The sequence below is a fragment of the Flavihumibacter sp. genome (genome assembly GCF_036676075.1).
In the GTDB taxonomy this organism is placed as follows: Bacteria; Bacteroidota; Bacteroidia; order Chitinophagales; family Chitinophagaceae; genus Flavihumibacter.
On sequence record NZ_JAKFDQ010000010.1, the window covers coordinates 265,879 to 280,144 of the forward strand.

The 14,266-nt window shown below is 41.7% G+C and carries 16 protein-coding genes; 8 read left to right on the forward strand and 8 right to left on the reverse strand.

Going from position 1 to position 14,266, the window contains the following annotated elements; genetic code table 11:
• The first annotated feature begins 3 nt into the window (after nt 1-3).
• The 5 genes from V6M43_RS12745 to V6M43_RS12765 all read left to right on the forward strand — a co-directional run bounded on the left by V6M43_RS12745 (nt 4) and on the right by V6M43_RS12765 (nt 3,542).
• Nucleotides 4-777, forward strand: coding sequence for an enoyl-CoA hydratase-related protein (locus tag V6M43_RS12745; protein ID WP_332735815.1), 774 nt, complete (start codon nt 4-6; stop codon nt 775-777).
• 3 nt (nt 778-780) lie between these two features.
• The gene (paaI, locus tag V6M43_RS12750; RefSeq protein WP_332735816.1) at nt 781-1,209 is read left to right on the forward strand and encodes a hydroxyphenylacetyl-CoA thioesterase PaaI; all 429 of its coding nucleotides are present in this window, start codon (nt 781-783) and stop codon (nt 1,207-1,209) included.
• A 166-nt stretch (nt 1,210-1,375) separates the two neighbouring features.
• Complete coding sequence (locus V6M43_RS12755) at nt 1,376-1,978, forward strand: acyltransferase (RefSeq protein WP_332735818.1); 603 nt, start codon at nt 1,376-1,378, stop codon at nt 1,976-1,978.
• A 59-nt stretch (nt 1,979-2,037) separates the two neighbouring features.
• Nucleotides 2,038-3,042, forward strand: a complete 1,005-nt coding sequence (gene obgE / locus V6M43_RS12760; protein WP_332735820.1) for a GTPase ObgE — start codon at nt 2,038-2,040, stop codon at nt 3,040-3,042.
• Between the two features lie 101 nt (nt 3,043-3,143).
• Nucleotides 3,144-3,542: a hypothetical protein gene (locus tag V6M43_RS12765; RefSeq protein ID WP_332735821.1), complete on the forward strand. Its 399-nt coding sequence runs from the start codon at nt 3,144-3,146 to the stop codon at nt 3,540-3,542.
• Here V6M43_RS12765 and V6M43_RS12770 read toward each other — a convergent pair whose 3' ends face one another.
• Together V6M43_RS12770 and V6M43_RS12775 are read right to left on the reverse strand one after the other, a co-directional pair.
• Nucleotides 3,543-3,860 carry a heavy metal-binding domain-containing protein gene (locus tag V6M43_RS12770; protein WP_332735823.1) on the reverse strand — a complete coding sequence of 106 codons (318 nt, stop codon included), beginning with the start codon at nt 3,858-3,860 and terminating at the stop codon, nt 3,543-3,545.
• A 30-nt stretch (nt 3,861-3,890) separates the two neighbouring features.
• The gene (locus tag V6M43_RS12775) at nt 3,891-4,511 is read right to left on the reverse strand and encodes a DNA-3-methyladenine glycosylase family protein (protein ID WP_332735825.1); all 621 of its coding nucleotides are present in this window, start codon (nt 4,509-4,511) and stop codon (nt 3,891-3,893) included.
• Nucleotides 4,512-4,539: 28 nt separating this feature from the next.
• On the opposite strand from V6M43_RS12775, the gene mnmD reads away from it, so the two are divergent.
• Nucleotides 4,540-5,205, forward strand: a complete 666-nt coding sequence (gene mnmD, locus V6M43_RS12780) for a tRNA (5-methylaminomethyl-2-thiouridine)(34)-methyltransferase MnmD (RefSeq protein WP_332735827.1) — start codon at nt 4,540-4,542, stop codon at nt 5,203-5,205.
• Here the strand turns inward: mnmD and V6M43_RS12785 are convergent, their stop codons facing one another.
• A complete protein-coding gene (locus V6M43_RS12785) occupies nt 5,206-5,709 on the reverse strand; it encodes a LytR/AlgR family response regulator transcription factor (protein ID WP_332735830.1) in 504 nt (167 codons plus the stop codon). It lies immediately after the preceding gene.
• Nucleotides 5,710-5,864: 155 nt separating this feature from the next.
• Nucleotides 5,865-6,815, reverse strand: a complete 951-nt coding sequence (locus V6M43_RS12790) for a fasciclin domain-containing protein (protein WP_332735832.1) — start codon at nt 6,813-6,815, stop codon at nt 5,865-5,867.
• Nucleotides 6,816-6,957: 142 nt separating this feature from the next.
• Between V6M43_RS12790 and V6M43_RS12795 the strand changes: the two genes are divergently transcribed.
• On the forward strand, nt 6,958-7,737 hold the full coding sequence (locus V6M43_RS12795; protein ID WP_332735834.1) for a zinc-dependent peptidase: 780 nt from the start codon (nt 6,958-6,960) through the stop codon (nt 7,735-7,737).
• A gap of 9 nt (nt 7,738-7,746) precedes the next feature.
• Here V6M43_RS12795 and rhaM read toward each other — a convergent pair whose 3' ends face one another.
• Nucleotides 7,747-8,061: an L-rhamnose mutarotase gene (gene rhaM, locus V6M43_RS12800; RefSeq protein WP_332735836.1), complete on the reverse strand. Its 315-nt coding sequence runs from the start codon at nt 8,059-8,061 to the stop codon at nt 7,747-7,749.
• 49 nt (nt 8,062-8,110) lie between these two features.
• Here rhaM and V6M43_RS12805 point away from each other — a divergent pair, with 49 nt between their 5' ends.
• A complete protein-coding gene (locus tag V6M43_RS12805) occupies nt 8,111-8,794 on the forward strand; it encodes a 3-keto-disaccharide hydrolase (protein WP_332735838.1) in 684 nt (227 codons plus the stop codon).
• A 2-nt stretch (nt 8,795-8,796) separates the two neighbouring features.
• Here V6M43_RS12805 and V6M43_RS12810 read toward each other — a convergent pair whose 3' ends face one another.
• The 3 genes from V6M43_RS12810 to V6M43_RS12820 are packed head-to-tail and all read right to left on the reverse strand — an operon-like array spanning nt 8,797 to nt 14,261.
• Entirely contained in the window at nt 8,797-9,681 is an 885-nt protein-coding gene (locus V6M43_RS12810) for a sugar phosphate isomerase/epimerase family protein (RefSeq protein WP_332735840.1), read from the reverse strand.
• 25 nt (nt 9,682-9,706) lie between these two features.
• Nucleotides 9,707-12,085, reverse strand: coding sequence for an alpha-L-rhamnosidase-related protein (locus V6M43_RS12815; protein WP_332735842.1), 2,379 nt, complete (start codon nt 12,083-12,085; stop codon nt 9,707-9,709).
• Nucleotides 12,086-12,101: 16 nt separating this feature from the next.
• The gene (locus V6M43_RS12820) at nt 12,102-14,261 is read right to left on the reverse strand and encodes a TonB-dependent receptor (protein ID WP_332735844.1); all 2,160 of its coding nucleotides are present in this window, start codon (nt 14,259-14,261) and stop codon (nt 12,102-12,104) included.
• Between the last annotated feature and the right edge of the window lie 5 nt (nt 14,262-14,266).

The following is a 14,266-nucleotide window of genomic DNA, read 5'->3' on the forward strand; positions in this document are numbered from 1 at the left end:
ATCATGTCATCCATAATATTTGAATCGCTCAGTGGAATTGCAAGGATCACCTTTAACAGGCCTGACAAACTAAATTCTTTCAATCGTGAAATGGCCTTAGAAATGCAGGATGTACTAAAGCAATGCCAATCTGACGAGACCCGCTGTGTGGTTATAACTGGTATGGGCAAGGCGTTTAGTGCAGGACAGGACCTTGCAGAAGTGGTGGATCCCCAGGGCCCAGGCATGGCAAGGATATTATCAGAACACTATAATCCAATAATTCTGGCCATACGCGATTTACGCAAACCAGTAGTTGCAGCTGTGAACGGGGTAGCTGCCGGTGCAGGTGCTAATATTGCGCTTTGCTGCGATATTGTTGTAGCCGCCCGCTCAGCATCATTCATACAGGCCTTTTCTAAAATCGGATTGATTCCAGACAGTGGAGGCACCTTCTTTCTTCCCCGACTGGTGGGCCACCAGAAAGCAAGTGCGCTGATGATGATGGGTGATAAAATAACCTCTGAAGAAGCAGAACGATTGGGAATGATATATAAATATTATGATGATGAAAGCTTTGCTGCAGAGGTTGATAAAATCACATCAACCCTGGCTTCCATGCCCACAGTTGGTTTAGCTCATACTAAAAAAGCTTTGCAATGGTCACAAACCCATACGCTCATAGAACAATTGCAAAATGAAGATAAACTTCAGCAGCGTGCGGCTACTTCAGAAGATTTTAAAGAGGGTGTTCAGGCATTTTTAGAAAAAAGGGTGCCGGTTTTCAAAGGAAAATAATTTATGGATACGAATATAAGGTCTGAATTCCGGCTGGTAGTTGACCACATGATGGAGAATGATTTCTTCAGTCAATGGCTTGGAATAGAACTGATAGCTGCCAGCGAAGGTTATAGTCTCATACGTATGACAGTTAGAAAAGAAATGGTGAATGGATTCGGTATAGCCCACGGAGGAATTGCTTTCAGTCTTGGAGACAGCGCCTTTGCATTTGCCTGCAATAACCGCAATAATCTCTCAGTAGCACTGGATGTTACCACCAGTTTCATTAAAGCAGTAAATATTGGGGACACCCTCACAGCGGAAGCCAAAGAAATTCATAATGGCAGAAGTACCGGGGTTTACCTGGTAACAATAACCAACCAGCGCGGCGAGCAAGTTGCATTATTCAAAGGCACATGTTTCAGAACAGGTAAAAAGCTAAGGAATTAATGGTAACTTATAGTATCCGGTTAATACAGCTTGACGCAGTATTTTGATGCCAACCCATAAACCAAAGACTTACTGAAAACGCAACCGGAAAACGACCTTAAAAAAAGAAACAGGAAACAGCTCCTTCCACGGCAGCTGTATTTGAACCAAGTTTGTAGTTTATAATATGTTCTATTCATTCAAGGGCTTTGTTCCCGTAGTACACCCTTCATCATATGTGCATCCCCAGGCATGTGTTACAGGAAATGTGATCATTGGGAAAAACTGTTATATCGGTCCTGGTGCAGCACTTCGTGGTGACTGGGGGGGAATTATCCTGGAAGACGGTTGCAACGTGCAGGAGAACTGTACCATTCATATGTTCCCCGGCGTTACGGTATTACTCAAAGAAGGTGCACATATTGGACATGGTGCCATTATTCATGGTGCACAAATCGGTCGTAACTGCCTGGTAGGGATGAATGCTGTGATCATGGACAATGTAGATCTGGGCGACGGTTCAATTGTTGGCGGTTTGTCATTCGTAAAGCAGGGAAAAAAGATTCCGGAGAGAAGTTTGGTGGTTGGCAATCCGGCCAGGATCATCGGGGAGGTAAATGATGAAATGCTTGAATGGAAAACAAAGGGAACGTCTTTATATCAGGCATTACCTGCAGAGATGCATGCGCATAGTCAGCCATGCGAACCTCTTTCGGTTATACCAAATGACAGGCCACCTCAGGAAAAACTCTACGAAACCTGGCAATCTTTAAAGGGGAACGATAGCTAAGGCAAGGTTCTGGCCTTAATGGAATTAGGTTTACCTTCGCAAATCAACAGCGAATAATCGTGTCAGAGAAATCAAATTTTGTAGACCAGATCAAGGTATTTTGCCGCAGTGGCCATGGTGGCGCGGGTAGTAAACATTTTATGCGCACCAAGTTCAACCCTAAAGCTGGTCCCGACGGTGGCGATGGTGGTCGGGGTGCCCATATCATATTAAGGGGAAATAAAAATCTCTGGACACTTCTCCACCTTCGTTATCATAAGAATATTCTTGCCGAAAATGGCGAAAGTGGAAGTGGCAATAATTCAACCGGCCGTAGTGGAAAGGATATTTATATAGATGTGCCTTTAGGTACAATCGTAATGGATGATGAATCGGGTGAAAAAGAAGCGGAGATCCTGGAAGACGGCCAGGAGATCATCCTGATGAAGGGGGGCCGTGGCGGACTAGGGAATGCCCACTTTGCAACTGCCACAAATCAGGCACCTGAGTATTCCCAACCCGGTGAAGAAGGTGTTGAAGGTTTCAAGATACTTGAACTGAAGGTTTTGGCCGATGTTGGACTTGTTGGTTTTCCCAATGCTGGCAAATCCACTTTGCTCAGTGTTATAACAGCCGCAAAACCAAAAATTGCTGATTACGCTTTTACTACAATAAATCCGCAGCTGGGAATGGTGGAATACAGGAATGGACGATCATTCTGTATAGCAGACCTGCCTGGAATTATTGAAGGAGCTGCAGAAGGCAGAGGGCTGGGGCATAGATTCCTTCGGCATATTGAACGGAATTCCATTTTGCTCTTCCTGATTCCGGCCGACAGCAAAGATCACCGTAAAGAATTTGAGATCTTACTGAATGAGCTTCGAGAATATAACCCCGAAATGTTGCAGAAAGAATTTGTAATTGCAATAAGCAAAAGTGATATGCTTGATGATGAATTGAAAGAAGCCATCAGCAAGGAAATGCCAGCTGGTATTCCGCATGTATTCATATCTTCTCTAACACAGCAGGGCTTAATAGAATTAAAAGACCTTCTTTGGAACGTAATGAATAAACCTGCTGAATAATTAGACTTTTGTATGCAATAATTATCTAACAATAGCTTAACCCTGGATTCACATTCAGTTAATACTAGTCTGCTAATTTGCCATTATCCTAAGCAGATTTTATGAATAAGTTCTTGTTAGTATGCGTATTCTTTTTGCTGATAGCAGCAGTTTTACTGACTCCGGATCAATCTAGTGCTCAAAGAAATAAATCCACCCCATCAAAAGATAGCCTAAGGGCAGATATATCATTTGTGCGATCCGAAAAAGGTCAGCTATTGTTCAAGGCAACCTATCACAATGAGGCTCCCACCAATACAATATTATACATACGTGACCAGGATGGTGATTTGGTTTTTGAAGAAAAGATAAAGATCCTCCAGGGTGAGAAAATTTATCGTATTCCTGTAAATGCAGCGCGCGAGTTAACCTTTGAGTGGGTAAACCCGAAGCCGGTAGTTTATAGAAAATTTAAAATTGAAACAATAGAGAAGCATGACGTTCGTGTCATAAAACTCTGATCACAGCCGAACAGCAGTACCGCTTGCAATTACCATAAGCATGCTACCATTTGCTCCAATTGTTTCAAAATCAAGGTCAACTCCCACAACTGCACTTGCTCCAAGGTCCTGCGCTTTATGCATCAGTTCCTGCATAGCAGCATTCTTGGCCTCCTGCAGAACTTTTTCATAAGTTGCTGAACGACCTCCAAAGAAATCACGGAGTCCGGCAAAAATATCCTTTATAACATTGGCGCCAATAATGGTTTCTGCCGTTACAATGCCCAGGTATTGCTGAACTGGCCGACCTTCAATGCCAGGTGTGGTAGTCATGATCATGGTTTCTTTTTTTAATAGAGATTGAAAAACTTAACTGGAAGTTGCATTCTTAACAGGAGCGGTATCTTTCCAGTTCCAAAGGTGCAGGCAGGCGTATGTGCGGTACGGCGACCATTTCTTAGAAATCTTTAGCAACTTTTCCCTGAAATCTTTCTTATTAGAATCATCCAGTTTATAAAGCTTTTTCATAGCTGTTTGTATGCCCAGGTCATCAACAGCAAACACATCTTCGCGCCCAAGGGCAAACATCAGCAGCATTTCTGTTGTCCACCTTCCAACCCCTTTGATTTGTATGAGGTGACTAACCACTTCTTCATCATTCATTTTCTTCAGATGGTCCCATTCCATCCCCTGCTCCATAGTAAAACGAGCAACATTCTGAACATAATTTGCTTTGGCATTCGATAGGCCAATTCCTCTTAGCGTTTCGTATGGAATCGCAAGGATTTGTTCAGGGGTTGGGCTCTCATCCTCAAAAAGTGCGAGAAAGCGTTTCCATATAACAGCTGCTACTTTGGTTGATAACTGCTGACTCATAATGGAACCACAGAGATGGAGGTAGACCAGCTTCTGCTTCTTTAATTTGTACGGTGCGCCAGTGAGTACCGGTGCGAGTTTCTTGTCTTTGGAAAGATGTTCAAGATAGCCCATACCCGAAAGTAAATAATAACTTTACAGCATGGAAAGAATCCTTCGAACAACTGCAGATGGATCACATACCATTGCAATCCCCTCCATGCAGGTCACCTATCATTCCACTCATGGTGCAATACAGGAATCAAAACATGTTTTTATTGAATCCGGTCTTGATATCATTGCAACGAAACATGATAAAATAAATATCCTGGAGATGGGTTTCGGAACCGGACTGAATGCTTTAATGACAATGGCTTCAGGGGGTGATAAAACTATTCGATATGAAACAGTTGAAGCATATCCTGTGGATATAGAAACCATATCCAGAATTAATTATTGTACTCTTTTAAACAGACATGATCTTTCTGAATTATTCCTTGAAATGCATACAGCTGATTGGAATAATCAAATCAGGATCAATGAAAATTTCACACTGATAAAGTATCGACTGCAATTATCAGAATTGCAAACAGATACCCGATTTCACCTTGTTTATTTTGATGCTTTTGCACCTAAGGTTCAGCCGGAATTATGGACTACTGATATTTTCCGTATGATTTTCGAAAAGATGGAAATTAATGGGATACTGGTTACCTATTGCAGTAAGGGGTTGGTAAGAAGGGCTATGAAATCGGTTGGATTCACTGTTGAGAAAATACCGGGCCCACCGGGAAAATGGGAAATGGTAAGGGCTTACAAAGAAACCTGATTAACAATGTGCCCAATTCCTGAAAGCCGATACCCTGTCTCTGCTCACTATAAATTCACACTGGGAGCACCCTGCCTTCAATATTATTTTAAGGCGGCTATTTATATGCGGCTTCACATGCTCTATGGTCTGAGAATGTACAATTACACTCCGGTTGATCCGAAAAAAATAAAGAGGATCCAGGATCTTCTCAAGATGTTCCAGTTTTTGGTTATGAATATAACGCGTACCATCAAGCGTAATTATAAAAACAATCTTATTATCCGCCTGGAAAAATGCAATATCCCGTGGATGCAAAAAAAACTGTTTCTTCCCGATTGTTCCAGTTAAACGTGATTCGTAATCAACTACCGAACGTAATCGAGGCTTAATCCTTTCAAGAAGGTCAAGGGTCTCGTCTATTGATCGTATACCTGCCGTTTGCTCTTCAGGTAATAACCCATTGAGAAACAGCTTGAGCCTCCTTGTAATAGTTGGTAATTGATTAGTTGCCAGATTGCTCATTATAACACGTTAGATAATTCTAACAAGCATTTTCTGGTTCCGTTGAATAATGTGCATAAAAAAGCCAGCCAAACTATTATTGTAAAAGTTTTGGCTGGCAAATGTAAAAAATAACTAAACAAAACCTATGTCAGGAACAACGCGGTACCTGAATTCTAAAGGATCACACGATCAACCACATGAATTACACCATTGGTGGCAGTAATATTGAAAGTAGCCCCTGCAGTGGTAGTTACTACATTACTAAATGGATTGGCGCTACCAGTTACTTTCACTCCAGCAGGGGCAGTACTGATAGTTAATGTTGTACCAGCCTTAATGGTTGGTGCTGTTGCATTGTTGATCAGGTCGCTGGCATATACATTGGTAGCTATTACATGCTGACTAACAATTGCCAATACATCTGCAACAGGCGCCGCATTGATTGCTGCAGCATCCGCAAAACCTGCTGCCTGAAAGGCTGCATTGGTTGGAGCAAAAACTGTGTATTTACCTTCACCAGATACCGCATCCAGCAGGCCTGCTCTAACAACTGCGGCAACAAGAATAGAAAAATTATCTATACCACTGGCAATTTCGGCAATTGTTTGTGTTGGGGGGATCAGAACATTCTCAATAACATGAATAACTCCGTTACTCGCGGCCAGGTCAGCTGATTTAACTTTAACTCCATTCACGAAAACACCGTTCGCGTTTCTGGATGCAAAAATCTTCTTGCCATTCAGGGTTACTACAGCATCACTCACAGGAACACCACCCGACTCAACTTTTGCCCCAAGTACATGGTAGGTGAGGATTGCAGCAAGGTCAGCAGGTGCCATACTATTAACCATAGCCAGAGTTATACCCGCTGCATTAAAAGCTGCATTATCAGGTGCAAAAACAGTCAACGTACCGGGCTGGTTAAGAGCATCTGCCAATCCGGCCCTTGTAACTGCTGCAGCCAGGATAGAAAAATTAGCATCTCCTGTAACTCTTGCCGCTATGGTGGGATCCTGCATACCAGGACCATCATCGTTATCTTCAGTACATGCAGATAAGGAGAAAACCCCTGCGATGGCAATGGCACTTACCCAGAAACGGGTTTTTTCAAAAACTTTTTTCATGATGTAGATTTTTCTTTTTGTAACAGAGTCGAGAATCAATAGTTGAACAAAATGGAGTGAACTGTCGTTATAAAAGAGTGAAACGTTAATTTGGGGATAATGATCCTATGAAATCAAATTTCGCGACTAATTAATAATAAGAATGTTTGGTGTGCTTTTCTTTATACTTGTTATCATTGGATTTGCCTGGTGGAAAAGTCGGCCAATACACCCAACGCCCGATCTTCCTGTGTCGGACATAGAAACAATCCTAAATGAAGAAGTTCATTATTTTGCCAAATTATCAGAACTGGATAAGTCCCGCTTTATAGAAGAGGTGATTTCTTTTCTGAAAGTTACCCGCATCGAGGGAATAGGTACTGAAATTGACGATACGGATAAATTGCTGGTTGCTGCGAGTGCAGTGATCCCAATTTTTGGATTTCCGGAATGGCATTATCGTAACCTCACTAATGTTCTCATATATAAAGATCATTTCAATGAAGATTTCCAGGCCGAAGGGCGAAATCGTCCCTATATGGGAATGGTTGGTAGTGGTTATATGAATGGAAAGATGTTGTTGAGCAAAACCGCTTTACGCGAAGGTTTTGTAAATAGAACTGACAAGAACAATACAGCAATTCATGAATTCGTTCACCTTCTTGACAAAGCTGATGGGTCAATTGATGGAATTCCAGAAATACTGTTGGCAAAGCAATACAGCATCCCCTGGATCGATCTTGTTCATAAAAAAATGCAGGAGATAATTGATGACGATTCAGATATCAATCCCTATGCAGCTACTGATAAAACAGAATTTTTTGCAGTTGTTGCAGAGTATTTTTTTGAAAGACCTGACCTGCTTAAAATTCATCATCCCCAATTATACGAAATGCTTGGTAAGATTTTCAGGCAGGAGCAACTTTCGGCGGATGAATCATAAATACAACTTTTATGGAAGATAAAATATTTCTTCAAGTGGAATACTGATGGGACTATCATCCGGATTCGACTCCATGATATCTTTCATATATTCCCACCATCTTTTCATCACGGGATGTTCTGCCAGCGCTATCATTTCATTGGGGTTTGTTATTTTCAGAACTCCAAACAGTGTGAGCGTATCGCTGTCAAGAAATATGGAATAATCACTTACTCCGGTTTCATTAAGTAATTCTTTCAATTCTGGCCATAGTGCATCATGTCTTTTCTTATATTCTATCTCACAACCTTCGAATAATTTCATTTTGAATGCAAGCCTTTTCATATTTCCAATTTACCAACCTTGTGGCAATATTTCATTAAATTACCATAAGATGAAATATATAATTTATGTATTATTGGCTTTGACAATTTGTTCAGCCTGTCACGCCCCACTAAGCAGCACTGCAAGGTCCATTCAGTTATTCAATGGTAAAAACCTCAATGGTTGGCATATTGATATCCCCGATATGGATAAGGACCCCAACCTTAAGAGTCCCTTTCTCGTCCGCAATAAAGAGCTTATAAGCATGGGCAAACCAGGCGGACATCTTATTACAGATGCTATTTATAAGGATTATACGCTTGACGTGGAATATCGTTTTGTAAATACACCAGGCAATTGTGGCGTGTTGGTTCATGCATCTAGGCCAAGGATCCTTTATAAAATGTTTCCCAAATCTATCGAGGTGCAAATGATGCATGAAAATGCCGGCGACTTCTGGTGTATTGGAGAAGACATCACCGTACCAGATATGGAAGCCAGGAGAGGGCCTAAAGAAAACTGGGGAAGCACGGAGGGAAAAGAACGGAGGATCAAAAACCTTACCGACGGCTCTGAAAAGCCATTGGGGGAATGGAACCACCTTAAAATTGAGTGTAAAGGAAATACAATCAAAGTGTGGGTCAATTCCATTCCCGTCAATGAAGGATATAATTGCACTGTATCCTCAGGCCAGATCGCATTACAGGCCGAGGGTGCGGAAGTAGCATTCCGCAAAGTTCAATTGACCTATTAAGGCTATTTCAATTTATCAACCTGTTCCTTATAATATTTTGCTGTCTCTACAACGGCAGGAAGATTACTTGGTTTTCCTTCTACGTCCATTTCAATATATATATTCCCTTTAAAACCCTGCCGCTTTAACTCTTCGAAAACGCCGGGAAAATTAACTACTCCCTTCCCAACAGGAACATCCTGAATTTTTGTGTTATTGAATTCTGCAATATCCTTCAGGTGAATAGCAATAATATGTCCGGCCAGTTTCTTCACGCCATCAACAGGATCAATTCCGCTCTTAGGCCAATGACCCAGATCAGCGCAAGCTCCGAAATTAGGGTGGCCTTCTATCGCAGCAAGAACTGAATCAGGGTGCCAGTATGCACTCACTCCTTTCCAATGATCATGGATCGCAACTTTCAATCCATAAGCTCCTGCCAGACTATCGATCTGGTCCCACATTTTAACTGGTGGTTCTGCTGTAACAAATTTTACTCCGAGGGCTTTAGCGATATCAAACTCCTTTTTCCAGGACTCAAAGGTATCACCACCCCCAACATAAATAGACTCAAGTTTAAGTCCTCTGTCTGCGATCATCTTTTTTAGCGCCGCCACCCCTTCCGGTGAAAGTTGACCCACAATTGTATCCTTTAAAGATGGGCCGGTTTTGTGAAAAGTATTCGCCTCAATATATTGTATGCCAGCACTATCTACTTTATCAAGCGACTCGGGAAAATTGAATGTGTGGAATGTCCAAAGGGCAACACCCAGATTCCATTCACTGGTTGAACTGACAGTATCAATAGAATTTGAAGTTTGCTGTTCAGTGGCGGCCTGGTTATTACAAGCTATAAAACCCATCACAGTCATGAGTAACACAGGCAAATAAATGATTGATCTTTTCATTAATGAATTTTTAAACGTTGATTGATTATTGCAATTGGAATTTATTAAGTCCGGAATTCAGAGGAATCTGTTTACCCTTCCAAATAAGTTTTCCTTGGGTTGCGGATGGCAATTTTATCTGAATATTCCATTGGCCTTCCTGGTATATATACTGCGTTGATAATTCACCGTTAGGGTGAGGGATTGAACCCTGTATATTCTTTAGTGAACCAAGATGTGGCTGAATCTTTATAGTACTGAATCCTGGTGCATCACTGTCAATTCCGAGTATAGTTCGGAAAAACTCAATGTTGGGGCTCGACCCCCATGCGTGGCAGTCAGATCTGGATTTACTGACGTCAGACATCTCGGCCCAGGTACTAAGTCCCGATGATATGTTTTCGCGCCATTTATCAAGCCAGCTAAGGTATTCATTTCCTCTCCCCGCTTTAATCAATGCCTGATGAAGATAATAGCGGAAATAAATTGAAGCTGCAGCCATAGTTGTATCCCTCAATAATTTCTCAGCAATCGAATTTGTTTCAGCCTTGTTTGTTAACCCCGTTAGAATGGCCAACGAATTAGCGTGTTGTGAGAAAAGGTCTTTCTCTGGCCTGTCGGAAAATAGTCCGCGGGATTGATCCCAATATTTCCTTCTTATTGTTTTCTTTAATTTTGCCGCTTCAGCAAGATACCTGTCTTTAAATGAACGCATCCCATTCCGGCCTTCCATTTCAGCAGCCAGTTGGTATGCCCACAATAGTGTAAGGTCCAGGATAGAAGAACTTCCATCTTTGCCTCTCGGCGCAACGCCCGATTTCCATTCAGGTGCATTAACCCAATCGGTGAACATCCAGTTGGGAACGTTTTGTATGGATCCATCTGAAGCCTGGTAATTATTGAAATACTCCAGCACCTGCCTGGTACCAGGAATTTTTTTTATAACAAATGAGGTGTCTTTAGCATACATCCAATAATCATGAAGCATGCCTATATACCACAAGGAAAAAGTTGGAATGATCTGTGGCGTAAAAGATGGGTGGCGACTCAGAGTAACTCCTTCCGGCTGCCTCGAATGGTCCATAAGGTTTAATGCATTACGCACCAACCTGTCATCACCGCTGTTATACAATGAAATCAAAGCCTGGATTCTTCCATCGCCTATATATTGCAATTGCTCATAGTAGGGGCAATCCATATAGGTTTCAACAGCACATAATCGGGCTGTGCGCCAGCCAATATCCAGCATTGTCTTTATTTCCGGTAATGCTGTTTCCAGCTTTGCATTGAATTGAAATGGATACCCGGTGAATGAAGAACTGATATCGTTTAATACAAGAGGCTCTGACCCGGTTTTTATGTCTAGCTTAATATACCGGAAAGTCCTCCAATTCAAAGTTTCAAAAACCTGGTTTGCTTTTCCGTTAGAAATGATGCTATCCATCCGCCCAAGGAACTGCTTACCTGCAACTTCATTCCTGTTTCCTTTGTCCGGGAATTTTGTATATAGCGCTTCTGTATACTGCAATGTAATAGCAGAACCAACACCATTGCTAAAACGCATTGTTGGATAAGCATTGGTTAGCTCTCCCTGGTCAAGTAAAAAGCTGACATTTGTATTAGCCGGAATTTGTATGTCGGTACTCTGAACGGGAAACGATTCAGGAAGTTTGACTCCACTGGATTCGCGCACAGCCCGAAATCTTTGAGGACTCATTTCCATGGCGGGGATGATTGAAGGAACCAACATCCATCCATTGGATGTACCATAACCTCCCCTGATATCTTTGGGAATACCATGAAATATAGGCTGGGCATATTCCCACAATTCATCATTAAAATCAACTGAACCAAAGTCGGTAATATGATGACGCATATCGATAAATTCACCAGCACCCGAAACATAATAAAAGGGCCCGGTAAAAGGAATAGGTCCATAACTGCTATCCCTGCTACATTTCCAGCTCTTATCCGTATTCAATGATATATTACCCAAGCTACCCTGGAGAATAAAACCTGTTTGCAAAGAAATCTGAGCCTCGGGCCTATATGCAGCTTCATTCCAGACCCTGGCAGATACTATATTCTGACCTGGCTGCAGGTATTGAGCAATATCGACAGTCTCAAAATTCCAATGCGCAAGATCACCACGTGCGGGACCTAAGGATACCAACTTTTGATTTACATATAACTTGTACCGGTTATCAGCAGATACATGTATATCGAATCTGGAAGGAACAGAATCCAGATTTATGCGCTTACGAAATAGATAAACACCATATTCATAATCACTCTCCCCGGGCATTTTTATCCAGGAAGCTTTCCATTGTTCATGAATGATCTGTGCATCTGAAACCTGGCCAAATGAAAATAATGAGAACAGTAATAGGATGTTCACCAGTGAACTTTGTTTCATCATTTTCATATCATTAATTTTTACATCAGAATTTGGCAGATACTGTTACTCCGTATATTTCCGGCTCCCCTAGGTGGATTGCTCCAAAATCATAAGCATATGCAATGAACTTTCTGTCGGTGAGATTTCTTGCCCACAAAAACAAGCCCAGATGTTTTCCACTTACACCAACCCGGGCATTCAGCTTCTGATATGGAGACTGCCTTATCTGGTTGGCAAGGTCAAAATATTGTTGTCCGAGGTATATCCATTCACCTCTCAGCGTTAATTGCCATTCCTTATTTGCTGTAAGTGGAATACCATACTGAAGTGCAAGCATTGATGTGATATCAGGAGTGAATACCTGACGCTTTCCTTCAAGATCTGTTTCATTTCCATACTGTGACAACTTTAGTGATTCATAACGGGCATGCGTATATCCAAAACTATAATCGATCTCAAAACCCTTTGTTGGCCGTGCATTCATTTCCAGTTCAAAACCTTTTGAAACAAGTTCGCCCGTATTCCTGGTAACCGTTATAGCATCTGGCAATACAAGTGTTGGCACCTGGGCATCAGTTATTTTTGCATAGAATGCAGTGAGATTTAATCTAAGTCTATCGTTAAAGAACATATTCTTTGTACCCAGCTCAAATGAATTACTATACTCAGGCTTATAAGGATACAAAGGTGGTTGGGATGGGTCAGATGATAACTGCGTCAAACCTCCTGTACGAAATCCACGGCTATAATTCGCAAAGAGTATATTGTCCTCCGCCAGTGAAAACTGAATTCCGAGTTTAGGAGAGAAGGCTTTAAAAGATGCACTTGCCGATGTATCTGGTTGAGTAATCATAGCCTCTTCCCCATCGGGTTGGAATTCACCCCTAACCTCAAGGTCTTTTGATTCATGGTCGAAACGAAGACCACCAATTATTGAAAACCGTGTATTAATATCATAACTGATCTGGCCAAATAATGCATACCCTTTATTAGTTGCGGTAGTAGTATTAATTGTTGCAAAATTCGCCATGGGTGCGCCAATCATTTCTGCATCCTTTCCAAAATGCGTAGCCTGCTTAACAGGGTTTGATTGATGGAACAAATAAGCTCCTCCTACCCATTTCACAGGTGAAAAACTCTTTGAAGGTGAACTGAACCTAAACTCCTGCGTAAACACCTTTACTTTGTTCCACTTATTGCCATAATCATTGATAATAGTTACAGCATCAAGTGGTGAAAAATCGCCATCAATGGGCGAGTCATATACACGCTGGTTGCTCTGCCACGCCGTTTGTGAGATAAAATCAAAATACCTGGGAGAGGAATGATTTACCGTGAGAGAAGCATTCAGGGTATTATCTATCATTTTCCCCACAGCATTCTGGTTTAGTTTGTATGGATTTCCAAACGCTTCTTCAAGGCCATTCACCATAGGGAAAGCACCATTATTGCGATTGTTCTGATGTTTAAGATTCAATGTTAAACCCCAGTTCTCAATGGGAATATATTTGAGGAAATAATTACCGGTGAGTGCCGATTGGCGGTCAAAGGAGGTATTATTAAAAGTATTGGTGTAGTAACCATCACGCTTGTTGTAAACTCCCGAAGCACCGAAGTAAAGTTTATCTTTTATAATGGGAGTCCTTATTCCCGCAGCATATCTCTGCAATCCGTTATTCCCTATACTCAGTTCTGCGAATCCATTCGGAGTATTACCAGGTTGCTTTGTAATGATATTGATAACTCCTCCCATGGCGTTCCTTCCATATAATGTCCCCTGCGGACCACGCAGTACTTCTATTCTTTCAACATCTGCCAGTTGTGGAATATAAGTATCCAGGCTGAACTGGTTCACACCATCAACATATACTGCAACGGCAGGATCATAAGATGTAGTAGTTATGCCCCTGATAGATATTACATTTCTTTCGTCACCCGAGTTGTTGGCGAATAGTCCGGGTACTACTGCTGTGAGCTCATTACTATTCCATAAACGTAGGTCCTGAACTTTACGGGCAGAAATCACACTAAGACTGACAGGTATCTTTTGAGACAATTCTTCTCGTTTCTGTGCAGTTACAACCACATCTTCAAGCTGTACAGTATCATTGATAGATGCAGACGTCCGCACTTCCTGTGAAAAGGAGACAGTTCCAAACATTATTACTAAGCCCGAGGATATTGAGAATTTTAAAAGTTTCATTTTAC